This window comes from Streptomyces sp. NPDC053755 (genome assembly GCF_040677675.1).
Taxonomy (GTDB): domain Bacteria; phylum Actinomycetota; class Actinomycetes; order Streptomycetales; family Streptomycetaceae; genus Streptomyces.
Genome location: NZ_JBFASK010000003.1, coordinates 277,327 through 293,756 on the forward strand (window position 1 = coordinate 277,327; position 16,430 = coordinate 293,756).

The following is a 16,430-nucleotide window of genomic DNA, read 5'->3' on the forward strand; positions in this document are numbered from 1 at the left end:
GGCGACGGCGATACGGCCCGGGGTGCCCGAGCCACCGAGACCGAGCCCGACACGGCCCGGGATGCCGAGACCGAGATCGGGCCCGGCGCGGCCCTCGGCGCCCAGGGTGCCGTGTCCTCCACGGCCCGGGACGCCGCCACGGGGGCGGCCGACGGAACCGGCGCCGACACGGCCCAGGGTGCCCAGGGCACCGAGACCGACACGGCCCAGGACGCCCACGGCACCGAGCCCGACACCGCCCAGGGCACCGTCCCGTCGGGCTGGCTGGACACCGAGACCGCGCTCGCCCTGCTCGCCTCGCCGCTCGCCGGGATGGACCCCGCCGACCTCCGGAGGCTCGGGCGGGCCCTGCGGGACGAGGAGCGGGCCGGGGGGAACAAGGTGCCGCCGCCCTCCGACGTGCTGCTCACCCGCGCCCTCGCCGAGCCCGAGCGGCTCGTCGCCCACGACCAGTCCTACGCCCGCGGGGCCAAGCGCCTCGGCGACCTCCTGCGGCAGGCCCGTGCCCGCCTCGCCGCCGGAGGCACCGCCGAGGACGCCCTCTGGCTCCTGTGGAACGGCACCCCCTGGCCCGGCCGCCTGGAACGGGCCGCGCTGCGCGGCGGCGCCGCCGGGCGCAACGCCGACCGCGACCTCGACGCCGTCTGCGCGCTGTTCGAGACCGCCGCCCGGGCCGAGGACCGCGTCGGCGGGCGCGGCGCCCTCAACTTCCTCGAAGAGCTCGACGCCCAGGACATCGCCGCCGACACCCTCTCCAAGCGCCAGGCCCGTCCCGACGCCGTCCGGCTCATGACCGCCCACCGCTCCAAGGGCCTGGAATGGAGCCTGGTCGTCGTCCCCGGTGTCCAGGAGGGCCTCTGGCCCGACCTGCGCCGCCGCGGCTCTCTCCTCGAAGCCGACCGGATCGGCCGCGACGGCCTCGCCGAACCTCTCACCCCGGGCGCCCTCCTCGCCGAGGAACGCCGCCTCTTCTACGTCGCGGCCACCCGCGCCCGCGACCGCCTCGTCGTCACCGCCGTGAAGGCCCCCGCCGAGGACGGCGACCAGCCCTCCCGCTTCCTCGCCGAACTCGGCGTCGAGCCCAAGGACGTCCCGGGCCGCCCCCGCCGTCCCCTCGCCGTCGCCGCCCTCGTCGCCGAGCTCCGCGCCACCACCGTCGACCCCGCCGCCTCGCCCGCGCTGCGGGAAGCCGCGGCACAGCGCCTGGCCCGGCTCGCCGCTCTCACCGACGACGAGGACCAGCCGCTGGTCCCCGCCGCGCACCCGGACCGCTGGTGGGGCCTCTTCGAGCCGACCCACAGCACGGTCCCGCTCCGCGACCGCGACCACCCCGTGGCCCTGTCCGGCTCCGCGCTCGACCAGCTCGCCAACACCTGCGCCCTCCAGTGGTTCCTGGGCCGCGAGGTGAAGGCCGACGCGCCCGCCACCGCCGCCCAGGGCTTCGGCAACGTCGTCCACGTCCTCGCCGACGAGGTCGCCTCCGGCCGCACCCCCGCGGACCTGGACGTCCTGATGGCCCGCCTGGACTCGGTCTGGGACGCGCTCGCCTTCGACGCGCCCTGGAAGTCGGCCCAGGAGAAGGAGCACGCGCGCGTGGCGCTGGAACGGTTCCTGCGCTGGCACGTCATGGACCGCGGCGGTCGCACGCCCGCTGCCACCGAGCACGACTTCGACGTCACCCTCGAAGCCGGCGCGTACGAGGTCCGGATCCGCGGCTCCATGGACCGCGTCGAGACGGACGAGCACGGCCGCGCCTACGTCGTCGACTTCAAGACGGGCAAGTCGGCTCCCACCCGTGAGGAGGTGGCCCACCACCCCCAGCTCGCCGTCTACCAGCTCGCGGTCCGCGAGGGGGCCCTCGACGAGGTCTTCGACGGCCGCCGTCCCGCACCCGGTGGCGCCGAACTCGTACAGTTGCGCCAGCCCGCTCCCAAGAAGGAGGGCGGCGAAGCCCTCCCGCGGGTCCAGGCTCAGGAGCCCCTCGCGGGGGAGTGGGTCGGCGATCTGCTGGCCACGGCGGCGGGCCGGGTCCTCGACGAGCGCTTCACGCCCGCCACGGGACAGCACTGCACGCACTGCGCGTTCCGCGCCTCGTGCAGCGCCCAGCCGGAAGGCCGCCACATCGTCGAGTGAGGGCGCGGGACCCGCCGCCGCCTCGCCGACGAAGCCGAAGGTGATCCTCCTCTCCGCCTACGACAGGCCGGTGAGGGCCGTCGTCCCGCCGGCGGATGGGACGGTCGACCTCTCCCGACCGGGCCGGTGGCCGAGCCGCCGAGTTCCCGGGCCGGTGAGCCGACGAGCCGCCGAGTTCCCGGGCCGGTGAGCCGACGAGCCGCTCAACCCGCCGAGCCCCGGCTTACCGGGCCGCCGAGCCGTGCGCCGCCGTCGGCCCCCTCCCCGCCCGACGGCCCCGGGCGGGATTGTCGGTGGTCCCCGTTAGCCTCTTTGGAGTGACCGCACGCATCACCGACCCCGAGCAGCTCAAGGAGCTGCTCGGCATCCCGTTCACCCCGGAGCAGACGGCCTGCATCATCGCGCCGCCCGCCCCGCAGGTCATCGTGGCCGGAGCCGGTTCCGGCAAGACGACGGTGATGGCCGCTCGGGTGGTCTGGCTGGTCGGCACGGGCCAGGTCGCGCCCGAGCAGGTCCTCGGCCTGACCTTCACCAACAAGGCCGCCGGCGAGCTGGCCGAACGCGTCCGCACCGCCCTCGTCAGGGCCGGGGTCACCGACCCGGACGCCATCGACCCGGACGACCCCCCGGGCGAGCCGCGCATCTCCACGTACCACGCCTTCGCCGGACAGCTGCTCACCGACCACGGTCTGCGCATCGGCCTGGAGCCCACCTCCCGGCTCCTCGCCGACGCCACCCGCTATCAGCTCGCCGCACGTGTGCTGCGCGAGGCCCCGGGGCCGTATCCCGCCCTGACCAAGTCCTTCCCCACCCTGGTCGGCGACCTGCTCGCGCTCGACGCCGAGCTCGCCGAGCACCTCGTGCGGCCGCAGGACCTCGCGGCCTACGACTCCGACCTCCTCGACACCCTCTCCCGCGCCAAGCTGTCCAACGCCGACCTGCGCAAGGTGCCCGAGACCGCGGCCGCCCGCCGCGAACTGCTCGACCTCGTCGTCCGCTACCGCGCGGCCAAACGCTCCCGGGACCTCCTCGACTTCGGCGACCAGATCGCCCTGTCCGCCGAACTCGCCACCACCCGCCCCGAGGTCGGCGCGATCCTCCGGGACGAGTTCCGGGTGGTCCTCCTCGACGAGTACCAGGACACCTCCGTCGCCCAGCGACTGCTGCTCTCCGGTCTCTTCGGCGGCGGCAGCGGGCACGCCGTGACCGCCGTCGGCGACCCCTGCCAGGCGATCTACGGCTGGCGCGGGGCGTCCGTCGCCAACCTCGACGACTTCCCCGACCACTTCCCCTACGAGGACGGCAGCCCCGCCGCCCGCTACGCCCTCTCCGAGAACCGGCGCAGCGGAGGCCGCCTCCTCGACCTCGCCAACGGGCTCGCCGCCCCCCTGCGCGCCATGCACGCGGGCGTCGAGGCGCTGCGGCCCGCCCCCGGCGCGGAGCGCGACGGCTCGGTGCGCATCGCGCTGCTGCCCACCCACGCCGAGGAGATCGACTGGCTCGCCGACTCCCTCGCCCACCTCGTCCGCACCGGCAGGGAACCGGGCGAGATCGCCGTCCTGTGCCGCACGGCCACCGACTTCCCCGCCATCCAGGCCGCCCTGGTGGCCCGGGACGTGCCCGTCGAGGTCGTCGGCCTCTCCGGCCTGCTGCACCTGCCCGAGGTCGCCGACCTGGTCGCCGTGTGCGAGGTCCTCCAGGACCCGGGGGCCAACGCCTCCCTGGTCCGTCTCCTCACCGGCCCCCGCTGGCGCATCGGCCCCCGCGACCTGGCCCTCCTCGGCCGCCGCGCCCGGCTCCTCGTGCACCGTGAGCGGGGCGGCGGCACCGATGCCGACGAGCGCCTCGCCGCTGCCGTCGAGGGCGTCGACCCGGCCGAGGTGGTCTCGCTCGCCGACGCGCTCGACACCTTCCTGGAGTCCGGCGGCGAGGACGACGGCCTGCCGTTCTCCGCCGAGGCCCGGGTCCGCTTCGCCCGCCTCGCCGCCGAACTGCGCAGCCTGCGCTCCTCGCTCGCGGACCCCCTGATGGACGTCCTGCACCGCGTCCTCGCGACCACCGGCCTGGAGGTGGAGCTCTCCGCCTCCCCGCACGCCCTGGCCGCCCGGCGACGCGAGACCCTCTCGAACTTCCTGGACACGGCGGCGGGCTTCGCCTCCCTGGACGGCGAGGCGACCCTGCTGGCCTTCCTCGGCTTCCTGCGCACGGCCGCGCAGTACGAGAAGGGCCTGGACAACGCCCTCCCGGGCGGCGAGAACACCGTCAAGGTCCTCACCGCCCACAAGTCCAAGGGGCTGGAGTGGGACGTCGTGGCGGTGCCCGGCCTGGTCGCCTCCCAGTTCCCCAGCGGCAGGTCCCGCGAGTCGTGGACCTCCCAGCCTCAGGTGCTGCCGCACGCCCTGCGCGGCGACGCCGCCACCCTGCCGGACGTCGACGGCTGGGACGCGGCCTCCCTGAAGGCCTTCAAGGAGCGGATGCGCGAGCACCAGCACACCGAGGAGCTGCGCCTCGGCTATGTGACGTTCACCCGCCCGCGGTCCCTCCTGCTCGGCTCCGCCCACTGGTGGGGCCCGGCCCAGAAGAAGCCCCGTGGCCCGTCCGCGTTCCTCCACGACCTGTACGAGCACTGCGCGGCCGGCTTCGGCGACATCGAGGCCTGGGCAGACGAGCCGGACCAGGACGCCGAGAACCCCTCCCTCGCCGAACCCACGACGGACCGGGCCTGGCCGCTTCCGCTCGACCCGGACTCCCTGGCCCGCCGCCGGAAGGCGGCGGAGCGCGTGAAGACCCTGCTGTGGTCCACGGGCGAGCTGCCCGCGCAGGGTTCCGGGAGGCAGGACCACGAACCGGGGAACGACGCGCCGCGGGATCACGGGCTTCGGGATCACGGACCGCGGGACCACGCGCCGTCCGGTGAGGAACCCTGGCCGGAGGAGGAGCCCGTCTGGGACGACGAGCCCCTGTGGGACGAGGACCCCTTCCGTGACGACGAGCTGTCCCCCTGCGGCGGCCGCGCCGACGCCGACGACGGGATCGACGCCGACGGCCTGCCCCGCTCCGGCGGCCGCCCCGACGCCGACGGCCGGACGAACGCCGCCGACGCCTCCCGGGCCGGCTCGTCGTCGCTCTCAGCGCCCCCGCCCGCCGACGACGTTCCCGCCCCCCGCGCGCCCCTGGACGACGACCCCGTCCAGGGGGAGGACCGGTCCGGCCTCACCCCCGAGGAGCAGCGCACCCTCGCCTCCTGGGACCGCGACCTGGCCACCCTCACGACCGAGCTGCGCCGGGCCCGCGCCACCACCCGCGACGTCCTGCTGCCCGCCTATCTGTCCGCCTCCCAGGTCCTCCGCCTCGCCGCCGACCCCGACGGCTTCGCCCAGGACCTGGCCCGACCCATGCCCCGGCCCCCGCAGCCCGCCGCCCGCCGCGGCACCCGGTTCCACGCCTGGGTGGAGTCCCGGTTCGAGGAGCTGCCGCTCCCCCTGCTCGGACCCGACGAACTCCCCGGCGGCGAGGACTTCGCCGGCGAACCGGAGATCGCCGACGAGCGCGACCTCGACGCCCTCAAGGACGCCTTCGCCCTCACCCCGTACGCCCACCGCACCCCGTACCGCGTCGAGGTCCCGGTCCATCTCTCCCTCGCGGGGCGGGTCGTGCGCGGCAGGATCGACGCCGTCTACCGGGACCCGGATTCCGGCGCGTACGAGATCGTCGACTGGAAGACCAGCCACCTGCGCACGGCCGATCCCCTCCAGCTCGCGATCTACCGCCTCGCCTGGGCCGAGCAGCACGGCCTGCGCGTCGACCAGGTCACCGCCGCCTTCGTCTACGTCCGGACCGGCGACGTCGTGCGTCCCGCCCGCCTCCCCGGCCGGGCCGAGCTGGAGGAGATCCTGTCGGGCGAAGCGCCGGACACGGCGCCCGACGGAGAGCGGTACGGACCGCCGTACGGACAGGTGTACGGACCGCCGGACGGACCGGACCCGGACGCCGGATAGGCTCAGGAGCATGAGCGACACCCCGGACAGCGCCGTCCAGACCGCACGTACCCAGGCCGTACGCACGTACATCCGGCAGCACCGCGCCGCCTTCCTCGACGACCTCGCCGAGTGGCTGCGCATCCCGTCCGTGTCGGCGCAGCCCGCCCACGCCGAGGACGTACGGCGCAGCGCCGACTGGCTCGCCGCCAAGCTGACGGAGACCGGGTTCACGACGGCCGAGGTCTGGGAGACGGACGGCGCCCCCGCCGTCTTCGCGGAGTGGCCCTCCGGGGAGGCCGACGCCCCCACCGTGCTGGTCTACGGCCATCACGACGTCCAGCCCGCCGCCCGCGAGGACGGCTGGCGCACCGATCCGTTCGAGCCGCACATCGTCGACGGCCGGATGTACGCGCGGGGCGCGGCCGACGACAAGGGCCAGGTGTTCTTCCACACCCTGGGCGTCCGCGCGCACCTCGCCGCGACCGGCCGTACCGCCCCCGCCGTCAATCTCAAGCTGATCGTCGAGGGCGAGGAGGAGTCCGGCTCCCCGCACTTCCGCGAGCTGATCGAGGCCCGCGCGGACCGGCTCGCCGCGGACGTCGTGATCGTCTCCGACACCGGGATGTGGTCGGAGGACACCCCGACCGTCTGCACCGGCATGCGCGGGGTCGCGGACTGCGAGATCGAGCTGTACGGCCCCGATCAGGACATCCACTCCGGATCCTTCGGCGGAGCCGTGCCCAACCCGGCCACCGTCGCCGGCCGGATCGTCGCCGCCCTGCACGACGAGGACGAGCGGGTCGCCATCCCCGGCTTCTACGACGGCGTCACGGAGCTCTCGGAGACCGAGCGCGCCCTGATCGCCGAGCTGCCCTTCGACGAGGCCTCCTGGCTGCGCACCGCCAAGTCCCACGGCACCCTCGGCGAGGCCGGCTTCTCCACCCTGGAGCGGGTCTGGGCCCGCCCCACCGCCGAGGTCAACGGCATCGGCGGCGGCTACCAGGGCCCCGGCGGCAAGACGATCGTCCCCGCCTCCGCCCAGCTGAAGCTCTCCTTCCGGCTGGTCGCCGGCCAGGACCCGGCCAAGATCGAAATCGCCGTACGCGACTGGCTCGCCGCCCGCGTCCCCGCCGGGATCCGGTACGACATCGTCTTCGGCGCCCCGACCCGGCCGTGCCTGACCCCGCTGGACCACCCGGCCCTGCGGTCGGTCGCCCGCGCCATGAGCCTGGCCTTCGACGGCGCCACGATCCGTTTCACCCGCGAGGGCGGCTCCGGCCCCGCCGCCGACCTCCAGGACGTCCTGGACGCGCCGGTGCTGTTCCTCGGCATCTCCGTACCGTCCGACGGCTGGCACGCCCCCGACGAGAAGGTCGAGCTCGACCTCCTCCTCAAGGGCGTCGAGGCCACCGCTCATCTGTGGGGCGACCTGCCCGCTGCCGCTCCTGCAGCCGCCCCGCAGCGCTGAACGCCGAACCCACACACCGAACCGGGGGAGTTGGAAGCACCTGTGAGCAGCATGAACCACGAGACCGAGACCGGGCCCGCGGACCGTCCAATCGGGCTCACCGCCCCGAGCGGCATCGACCGCGCGGCCCACCACCGTCTCGACGAGGCCTGGCTGGCCGCCGCGTGGAGCCACCCGACGACCCGCGTCTTCGTCGTCTCCGGCGGCCAGGTGCTGATCGACGACACCCCCGACGGCCGCACCGAGCTGGTCATGACCCCGGCCTTCGAAGCCCCGGTCACCGAGACCCACCGCTACTTCCTGGGCACGGACGCCGACGGCGTCTCCTACTTCGCCCTGCAGAAGGACTCCCTGCCCGGCCGCATGGACCAGTCCGCCCGCCCGGCCGGACTGCGCGAGGCCGGGCTGCTGCTCTCGCCCCGCGACGCGGGCCTCATGGTGCACGCCGTCGCCCTGGAGAACTGGCAGCGCCTCCACCGCTTCTGCTCCCGCTGCGGCGAGCGCACGGTCATCGCGGCCGCCGGCCACATCCGCCGCTGCCAGGCGTGCGGCGCCGAGCACTACCCGCGCACCGACCCCGCCGTGATCATGCTGGTCACGGACGAGCAGGACCGCGCCCTCCTGGGCCGGCAGGTCCACTGGCCCGAGGGCCGCTTCTCGACGCTCGCGGGCTTCGTCGAGCCGGGCGAGTCGATCGAGCAGTCGGTGGTGCGCGAGGTCTTCGAGGAGGCGGGCGTCACGGTCGGCGAGGTCGAGTACGTCGCCAGCCAGCCCTGGCCCTTCCCCTCCAGCCTGATGCTCGGCTTCTTCGCGCGCGCCACCTCGTCGGAGATCAACGTCGACGGCGAGGAGATCCACGAGGCCCGATGGTTCTCCCGCGAGGACCTGACCGCGGCCTTCGAGTCCGGCGAGGTCCTGCCGCCGTACGGCATCTCGATCGCCTCCCGGCTGATCGAGCTCTGGTACGGCAAGCCGCTGCCGAAGCCGGGCGACGTGGTCTGACCCGGCGGGACAGCGCGGGAAGGCACGGTCCGGCGCGTCCCCGATGGCCGAAAAGAGCCCCCGTCCGGCGATGCCGGGCGGGGGCTCCTCGGGTGCGCGTGCGGCGACGACTCAGACGCCGACCTTCTGCTTCACCTGGGCGAGCGAGGGGTTGGTCAGCGTGGAACCGTCCGGGAAGAGCACGGTCGGTACCGTCTGGTTGCCCCCGTTGGCCTTCTCCACGAACGCGGCCGACTCGGGGTCCTGCTCGATGTTGATCTCCGTGTACGCGATGCCCTCGCGGTCCATCTGGCCCTTGAGCCGACGGCAGTAGCCGCACCACGTGGTGCTGTACATCGTCACAGTGCCCTGCATGACCTGGCGCTCCTCTGTTCGCGGATGGGTGCCGAGGAGGAGAACGTACGCCGCAGTCCGGCCATTCCCGGGCTTCGCGCCGCCGGAGCCACCGAGGCCGGATTCATATGACCGGAGCCCCGGCCCTGTGGACGACGTGCCGCATCCACCCCGCCGAACCTGGCAGCATGGCGGGGTGACAGCAGCAACGCACTCCACTCTTTTCCCGCGGGTTCCGGACTCGGCCGACGCGGTGCTCGACGGGCTCGACCCCGAGCAGCGCGAGGTCGCCCTGGCCCTGCACGGCCCGGTGTGTGTGCTGGCGGGAGCCGGCACGGGCAAGACACGGGCCATCACGCACCGCATCGCCTACGGCGTGCGGGCGGGCATACTCCAGCCCGGCAGTGTGCTGGCCGTCACGTTCACCAACCGGGCCGCCGGAGAGATGCGCGGGCGGCTGCGCGAGCTGGGCGCCGGCGGCGTCCAGGCCCGCACCTTCCACTCCGCCGCGCTCCGCCAGCTGCAGTACTTCTGGCCGAAAGTCGTCGGCGGCGATCTGCCCCGGCTCCTGGAGCGCAAGATCCAGCTCGTCGCCGAGGCCGCCGCCCGCTGCCGCGTCCGCCTCGACCGCAACGAGCTGCGCGATGTCACGGGCGAGATCGAGTGGGCCAAGGTCACCCAGACCGTCCCGGCCGACTATCCGGCCGCCGTCGCCAAGTCCGTGCGCGACGCCCCCCGGGACCCGGCGGAGATCGGCCAGATCTACGCCATGTACGAACAGCTCAAGCGCGACCGCTCGGTCATCGACTTCGAGGACGTGCTGCTGCTCACGGTCGGCATCCTCCAGGACCGGCACGACATCGCCGACCAGATCCGCCGGCAGTACCAGCACTTCGTCGTGGACGAGTACCAGGACGTCTCCCCGCTCCAGCAGCGGCTGCTCGACCTGTGGCTCGGTGACCGCGACAACCTCTGCGTCGTCGGCGACGCCAGCCAGACCATCTACTCCTTCACCGGCGCCACCCCCGACCACCTGCTGAACTTCCGGACCCGGCACCCCGACGCCACCGTCGTGAAGCTGGTCCGCGACTACCGCTCCACCCCCCAGGTCGTCCACCTGGCCAACGGACTCCTCAGCCAGGCACGCGGCCGCGCCGCCGAGCACCGCCTGGAGCTGATCTCCCAGCGCGACCCCGGCCCCGACCCCGCCTACACCGAGTACGCCGACGAGCCCGCCGAGGCGGAGGGCACCGCCCGCCGCATCCGCGACCTGATCGCCGCCGGCGTGCCGGCGGGCGAGATCGCCGTGCTCTACCGCATCAACGCCCAGTCCGAGGTCTACGAGCAGGCCCTCGCCGACGCCGGCGTGCCCTACCAGCTGCGCGGCGCCGAGCGCTTCTTCGAGCGCCAGGAGGTGCGGGAGGCCGGCATCGCCTTGCGGGGAGCCGCCCGCGCCGGCGGGAACGACTCGCTGCTCGACGACACCGAGGACCTTCCCTCTCAGGTCCGCGCCGTGCTCTCCACCAAGGGCTGGACCACCGAGCCGCCCGCCGGCTCGGGCGCCGTCCGCGACCGCTGGGAATCGCTCGCGGCCCTGGTCCGGCTCGCCGAGGACTTCGCCCGCGCCAAGGCCGGCGCCACCCTCTCCGACCTGGTCGCCGAACTCGACGAGCGGGCCGCCGCCCAGCACGCCCCCACCGTCCAGGGCGTCACCCTCGCGTCCCTGCACGCGGCCAAGGGCCTCGAGTGGGACGCCGTCTTCCTGGTCGGCCTCACCGAGGGCATGATGCCGATCACGTACGCCAAGACCGACGAGCAGATCGAGGAGGAGCGCCGCCTCCTGTACGTCGGTGTCACCCGCGCCCGTCTCCACCTCTCGCTCTCCTGGGCACTCTCCCGCTCCCCGGGCGGCCGCGCCTCCCGGCGTCCCAGCCGCTTCCTCAAGGGGCTGCGGCCCGGCTCCGGGCCTCTGGGCGCCGGCGGCCCGGGCGGCGGCGGCTCGGTCGAGCGGGGCAGTGGCGGCGGTCGCCGCAAGCGGCGCGGCCCGGTGCTGTGCCGGGTCTGCGGCGCCACGCTCACCGAGGCCGGCGAGATGAAGCTGATGCGCTGCGAGGACTGCCCCTCCGACATGGACGAGGCGCTGTACGAGCGGCTGCGCGAGTGGCGCTCCGACCAGGCCAAGGAGCTGGGGCAGCCCGCGTACTGCGTCTTCACCGACAAGACGCTGATGGCGATCGCCGAGTGCGTCCCCTCCAGTGACGGAGAGCTGGCCTCGATCTCCGGCGTCGGCGCCCGCAAGCTCGACCGGTTCGGCGCCGCCGTTCTGGCCCTCTGCGCGGGCCGGGAGCCGGATGAAGAGGCAGGTCAGGAGCCTGGAGGAGTCGACGAGACACCCTGAGTGAAACTCGTCGGAAAAATAGTTTGCGCACGCCCCGTCAAGCCCCATAGGTTCTTAACCACGGAAACAGCGGCTTCTTCGAAGCCCTGCTTTCGTGCTGTACTTGTCCAAATGAAGATGAGGGTCCGGCTCACACCGAGCCCTCCGAGACGCCGAGAGGAGGCGATTCCAGTGATCAGCAACATCGACAGCACCAACGTCAGCTTCGTCAGCACCGACAAAATGACCGATCGCTCGGTCGTCTCCACCTGCTCGCTCGGCCTCTCCGGTTCGGCGTTCATTGGCAGCGGTCTTCCTGGCACCGGTATGTCCGGCGCCGGTCTGGCCGGCGCCGTGGCCCTGCGGCCCGCGGCCGCCCTGGCGGTTCTCCCCGTCATGGAGCGCGACGAGCGACCGACCAAGGCACTGGAAGCAGGAGTAGCAGCGGGCAAGGCCACGGCCTATGCCTTTGCGGCGACCGGTGCCGGAACCCAGCAGCAGACGACGCAGCACCACACGATGTGGGCCTTCCGTGGGCTCGAACCCTGGAGTGATCCAGCCTGATTCTCCATCAGGCCGGCGCCTTCAGGGCCGCGGAACCCCACCCGGGATCCGCGGCCCTTCTGTTTGTCCTCGAACGGGGATGACGGAGCGAAGGGGCTTCGGGACGAAGCAAGACCCGGTACCAGCCGAAACCCCGGCCAACAGGCCGGAACAACAGACGAGGAAAGACACCCGTGCAACTCGAAGCGCACGCCCCGTCCGTACCGCCTTCCGAAACGATCCCCCCGCCCGGCCTCACGGAGGACTCCACCTTGACCCCCCTCGCCCCCCTCACCGCGCTCACCGCGCTCGACGACGCCATCGAGAACCTCGGTGTACCCGTCCCCTGCCGCTCGTACGACCCGGAGGTCTTCTTCGCCGAGTCCCCGGCCGACGTCGAGTACGCAAAGTCCCTCTGCCGCACCTGCCCGCTGATGGAGGCCTGCCTCGCCGGCGCCAAGGAGCGGCGCGAGCCGTGGGGTGTCTGGGGCGGGGAGCTCTTCGTCCAGGGTGTCGTCGTCGCCCGCAAGCGGCCGCGTGGTCGCCCGCGCAAGAACCCGGTCGCGGCATGAACATCACCGGAACCATCGATCGACCCCTCACGCACGATCCCCAGAAGCTGGCCCCGATGACCCCTTCCACCAGCGAGCCGTCCGGCTCCGCCACCCCAGACGTTTCCATCACCGGCGCGAACGCCTCGCGTCAGAACAGGACCCGCGAAATGCAACTCATTCCAGAAGCCCTGGCTCGTGCGCATATGCACGACCGCCTGCGGGAAGCCGACGCGGAACGCCAGGCCCAGCGCCTGGTCGCCGCCCGGCGGATGCAGCGGCGGGCCGAGCGCGTGTCGCTGCGCGCCCGGCGCGCGCTCGCCATGGCCGTCATGCACTGACCCGGAAGAACCCAGCGGGGGCCGGTCCGAACGGACCGGCCCCCGCGGTGCGTTGCCCCGGCGCCGACGCTCCCGCCGGACTATCGTCTTCCCTGTGACAGACGCCCGGACACCCGAGCAGCCCGTCGTGTGCGCGCACTGCGGCAAGACCGCCGAGGAGCTCCCGGTGACGTGGACCTGCTCACTGGAGAACGGCACCCGCCGCTACCTCTGCGACACCTGCGCCCGCGAGAACATCAGATCCATCGAAGGCCGCCTCGACTCCACCTGGTGGTGACGGGCCCGCCCCGCGCTACCTCTCCTCCTCCGCCTTCTCGGCGAGGAAGCCGGGCAGCCACTCCTCCAGCTCGTCGCGCAGCCGGACGGTCGCGTTCAGCTGGCACAGCACGCCGATCGTGCTCAACGTCACCCGGTGGATCAGCAGATACGACGGCGGCAGGTTGAGCTGCTTGCCCAACTGGTGGGCGGGAGAGCGAAGGTCGCCGATGCGGGCGGCCTGCGTGCGCAGCCATCCCCGGGAGAAGGCGAAGGCGTCCACCTCGGCCGGCTCGATGATCGGCAGGAGGTAGGCGAGTACGGCGTCCGGGTCGAGCTCGATGGACTCCCTGACGAACCCCTCCTCGCGGAGCACGGCGTAGACGCCCTCCGCGTCGCCCTCCAGCGTCATCCGCAGGCAGGCGCCGATCGTCTCGGGCAGCCCGCCCGGCAGCCGGTCCACCGTGCCGAAGTCCAGCACCCCGAGCCGCCAGCTCTCCGGGCCGTCCTCGTCCTCCCCGGCCCCGCCCGGCAGCAGCCGGAAGTTGCCCGGGTGCGGATCGGCGTGGAGCAGTCCCGTGCGCGCCGGGCCCGAGAAGAGGAAGCGCGCCAGGAGCTGGCCGGCCCGGTCCCGCTGCTCGGGAGTGCCGTCCGCGATCACCTCGGACAGCGGTATGCCCTCGATCCACTCCGTCACCAGCACCTGCTCCGACTGGTACACGACCCCGGGCACCACCACGTCCGGGTCGTCGGCGAACTCCTCCGCGTGCTGTCGCTGGGATTCCGCCTCCAGGGCGTAGTCCAGCTCCTCGGAGACCCGGTCGCGCAGCTCCTTGATCAACGGCTTGATGTCCATCCCGGGGATCAGCGGACCGAGCAGCCGGGCGAACCGGCTCAGCTGCGCCAGATCGGAGAGCAGCGCCTCGCCCGCGCCCGGGTACTGCACCTTCACCGCGACTTCACGGCCGTCGTGCCACACCGCCCGGTGCACCTGCCCGATCGAGGCCGCGGCCGCCGGCTTGTCCTCGAACTCGAGGAACAGCTCCCGCCACTCCTCGCCGAGCCGCTCCTCCAGCACTCCGTGCACCGTCCGCGTCGGCATCGGCGGCGCGGCCTCCTGCAGCTTGGTGAGCGCCGCCCGGTAGGGCCCCGCCACCTCCTCGGGCAGCGCCGACTCGAAGACGGACAGCGCCTGCCCGAGCTTCATCGCCCCGCCCTTCAGCTCGCCGAGGACCTTGAACAACTGCTCCGCCGTGCGCTGTTGCAGCTCGCGGGCGACGATCTCCGCCGACTTGCCACCGATCCGCTTGCCCAGGCCCCAGGTGGCCCTCCCGGCGAAGCCCAGCGGCAACGCGGCCAACTTGGCGGTCCGGGTGACCGCCTTTCGGGGAAGATCAGACATGCGCCCCTCCAATTCCCAGACTGCGTGCCGCGCAGGGCGGTTATCCCGCCATTGTGTCCTGTGGCATCCCCGCCCCCGAGGCGCGCTCCCCTTCTCTGTTACGTACGGCCCCGCACGGACACGCGGGATGGGGCCTCACCGGCTCCGTGCGCCACTCGAGCATCGGCAGCGACACCTCCCACCGGGCGCCGGTGCTCGCCGGTGATTCGCCGTCCAGGAAGGCCAGCGCATGGGCGGCGGCCAGGCCCGCGACGGCCGTCGCCAGGGAGAGATCGCAGGCCGGCAGGGCGTGGGGCGGACCCGAACGCCACTGCGCGAGCAGTCGCGGCCACACCGGCTCCCGGTCCGTCCGCTCCTCCTGCAGGCACCGCGCGCAGGGCGTCTCGCCCGGCAGCACCAGAGGTCCGACCACACCGGTGGCCTCCAGCACGCCCGCGTAGAGATGGGGGGTGCCCGTGGCGATCCACCCCTGGGCGGGCAGCGGATCGGGGACGTATGCCCCGAGTCCGTCCCGGGGCGTCACCACGACGAGTGACAGACCGGGCTCCCTTCCGGTCTCACCCGGGTCGGCGGGCGAAGGCCGGGGCACCCGGCCGCCCGGCGCCGCGCTCCGCACGAGCCGGCGTGCCGCCGCGGCCCGGCGTTCGCCGACCGACTCGGCGGGCAGCCCGCCCGGCGACACCTCCCACGGCTCCACCGAACCCGAGTCCAGCACCTCCACCCGGCCGACACCGGAGGCCGAGAGCAGCGCGGCGACGGCCGCGCCCACCCTGCCCGCTCCCCGGACCTGGACACGCAGGACCTGGCGGGCGGCCAGCCGCCGCGCCGCGCCGTCCGGTTCGGGATGCACGACCGAGAGGGACGCGAGGTCGGCGCGCAGCGGATCGAGCGCCGGGTCCGGGCGCCCGGCGGCCCCGGGCTTCCCCGGCCGGTGCGCCGTGGCGTCCGCGACGAGCCCGGCGCCCGCCAGCCGGTCGAGCAGCGCCTCCAGCTGACCCTCCGGCAGCCCCAGTGCCCGCGACTCCGCCCGCAGCAGGTCCATGCCGCGCGTGCCGTCGAGCAGTCTCAGCAGACTGCCGGTGGTCGTGTCCAGTGGTCCGACCAGGACCGCGTGCGCGGGTGTGGCCCCGAACTGCACGCACTGAAGATTTCGCCAGGCGCGCCGCAGCGCCGGTTTCACCATCGGATGCATATCCGCCCCCGTGATCTTGCTCCGTGATCCGTTCCGTGATCTCGATCGTCAGATTGCCCGGGAACCGCGACCGGCGGAGAAAGTTGTCCACAGCCCAGGAGTATTAGTCATTCAAATGGTGCACAGCGGGGCCGGATCAGCGCCGACCCGACCCGGAGGCGGGACTTCCCCCGCTGACAGCGGGTAACGTCGGGCCCGTGCCCGCCGACCCACAACGCAGCGTGACGAGGAAGCCGCCCCGCGGCTCGGCGACCGGTGCGGTCGAGGTCCGCAGAAGCCCTCGGCGGAAGAGGACCGTCTCCGCCTACCGCGAGGGTGACCGGACCATCGTGCTCATCCCGGCCCGGATGTCCGAGGCCGAGGAGCAGCGCTGGGTGTCGGTCATGCTGGACAAGCTCGCCGCCCAGGAGAGCAGGCGCGTCCTCGGCGACGCCGAGCTGAACGAGCGGGCGGAGCGGCTGTCCGAGCAGTACTTCGGCGGCCGGGCGCGCCCCGCGTCCGTGCGCTGGGTGACCAACCAGAACACCCGCTGGGGCTCGTGCACCCCGTCGGAGGGCAGCATCCGGCTGTCGCACCGCCTCCAGGGCATGCCCGAGTACGTCGTCGACTACGTCCTGCTCCACGAGCTGGCCCACCTGCTGGTGCCGGGCCACGGGCCGCGCTTCTGGCGGCTCCTGGAGGCCTACCCGCGCACCGAGCGTGCCCGCGGCTACCTCGAGGGCGTCGTCGCCGCCGAGCGCCTGCCGCACCTCCCCGCCGCTCGCGAGGAGTGACCGCGTCAATCCTGTACCGAATGTGTACCGGCTTGGCTCAATGTCGCATACAGCCGTTAGCCTGACGCGACGCATTCACA

13 protein-coding genes are annotated in these 16,430 nt (G+C 73.5%); 10 read left to right on the plus strand and 3 right to left on the minus strand.

Annotation, left to right across the window (positions count from 1 at the left end; translation table 11 throughout):
* The 4 genes from AB0K65_RS05860 to nudC form a co-directional block, all read left to right on the plus strand.
* A partial coding sequence (locus tag AB0K65_RS05860; RefSeq protein ID WP_365714474.1) for a PD-(D/E)XK nuclease family protein occupies positions 1 to 2,133 on the plus strand: 2,133 nt, incomplete at its 5' end.
* Positions 2,134 to 2,450: 317 nt separating this feature from the next.
* On the plus strand, positions 2,451 to 6,131 hold the full coding sequence (locus AB0K65_RS05865; protein ID WP_365714475.1) for an ATP-dependent DNA helicase: 3,681 nt from the start codon (positions 2,451 to 2,453) through the stop codon (positions 6,129 to 6,131).
* A 10-nt stretch (positions 6,132 to 6,141) separates the two neighbouring features.
* Positions 6,142 to 7,581 carry a dipeptidase gene (locus AB0K65_RS05870; RefSeq protein WP_365714476.1) on the plus strand — a complete coding sequence of 480 codons (1,440 nt, stop codon included), beginning with the start codon at positions 6,142 to 6,144 and terminating at the stop codon, positions 7,579 to 7,581.
* A 42-nt stretch (positions 7,582 to 7,623) separates the two neighbouring features.
* Positions 7,624 to 8,583, plus strand: a complete 960-nt coding sequence (nudC, locus tag AB0K65_RS05875) for an NAD(+) diphosphatase (protein WP_365714477.1) — start codon at positions 7,624 to 7,626, stop codon at positions 8,581 to 8,583.
* Positions 8,584 to 8,694: 111 nt separating this feature from the next.
* On the opposite strand, the gene AB0K65_RS05880 is transcribed toward nudC, so the two are convergent.
* The gene (locus AB0K65_RS05880; protein WP_328905725.1) at positions 8,695 to 8,937 is read right to left on the minus strand and encodes a mycoredoxin; all 243 of its coding nucleotides are present in this window, start codon (positions 8,935 to 8,937) and stop codon (positions 8,695 to 8,697) included.
* 175 nt (positions 8,938 to 9,112) lie between these two features.
* Between AB0K65_RS05880 and AB0K65_RS05885 the strand changes: the two genes are divergently transcribed.
* The 5 genes from AB0K65_RS05885 to AB0K65_RS05905 all read left to right on the plus strand — a co-directional run bounded on the left by AB0K65_RS05885 (position 9,113) and on the right by AB0K65_RS05905 (position 13,005).
* Positions 9,113 to 11,314 (plus strand): ATP-dependent DNA helicase UvrD2, encoded by a 2,202-nt coding sequence (locus AB0K65_RS05885; protein ID WP_365714478.1) that lies wholly within the window; start codon positions 9,113 to 9,115, stop codon positions 11,312 to 11,314.
* Positions 11,315 to 11,536: 222 nt separating this feature from the next.
* Positions 11,537 to 11,857, plus strand: a complete 321-nt coding sequence (locus AB0K65_RS05890; protein ID WP_365714533.1) for a hypothetical protein — start codon at positions 11,537 to 11,539, stop codon at positions 11,855 to 11,857.
* A 173-nt stretch (positions 11,858 to 12,030) separates the two neighbouring features.
* Positions 12,031 to 12,408 carry a WhiB family transcriptional regulator gene (locus tag AB0K65_RS05895; RefSeq protein ID WP_365714479.1) on the plus strand — a complete coding sequence of 126 codons (378 nt, stop codon included), beginning with the start codon at positions 12,031 to 12,033 and terminating at the stop codon, positions 12,406 to 12,408.
* On the plus strand, positions 12,405 to 12,728 hold the full coding sequence (locus AB0K65_RS05900) for a hypothetical protein (protein WP_365714480.1): 324 nt from the start codon (positions 12,405 to 12,407) through the stop codon (positions 12,726 to 12,728). The genes AB0K65_RS05895 and AB0K65_RS05900 overlap by 4 nt, the downstream gene beginning before the upstream one ends.
* Before the next feature lie 94 nt (positions 12,729 to 12,822).
* Positions 12,823 to 13,005, plus strand: coding sequence for a hypothetical protein (locus tag AB0K65_RS05905; RefSeq protein ID WP_365714481.1), 183 nt, complete (start codon positions 12,823 to 12,825; stop codon positions 13,003 to 13,005).
* Between the two features lie 15 nt (positions 13,006 to 13,020).
* Here the strand turns inward: AB0K65_RS05905 and AB0K65_RS05910 are convergent, their stop codons facing one another.
* Entirely contained in the window at positions 13,021 to 14,385 is a 1,365-nt protein-coding gene (locus AB0K65_RS05910) for an AarF/ABC1/UbiB kinase family protein (RefSeq protein WP_365714482.1), read from the minus strand.
* A gap of 40 nt (positions 14,386 to 14,425) precedes the next feature.
* Entirely contained in the window at positions 14,426 to 15,577 is a 1,152-nt protein-coding gene (locus tag AB0K65_RS05915) for a TOMM precursor leader peptide-binding protein (protein ID WP_365714483.1), read from the minus strand.
* A 197-nt stretch (positions 15,578 to 15,774) separates the two neighbouring features.
* Here AB0K65_RS05915 and AB0K65_RS05920 point away from each other — a divergent pair, with 197 nt between their 5' ends.
* Positions 15,775 to 16,350 (plus strand): M48 family metallopeptidase, encoded by a 576-nt coding sequence (locus tag AB0K65_RS05920; RefSeq protein ID WP_365714484.1) that lies wholly within the window; start codon positions 15,775 to 15,777, stop codon positions 16,348 to 16,350.
* Positions 16,351 to 16,430 lie beyond the last annotated feature (80 nt).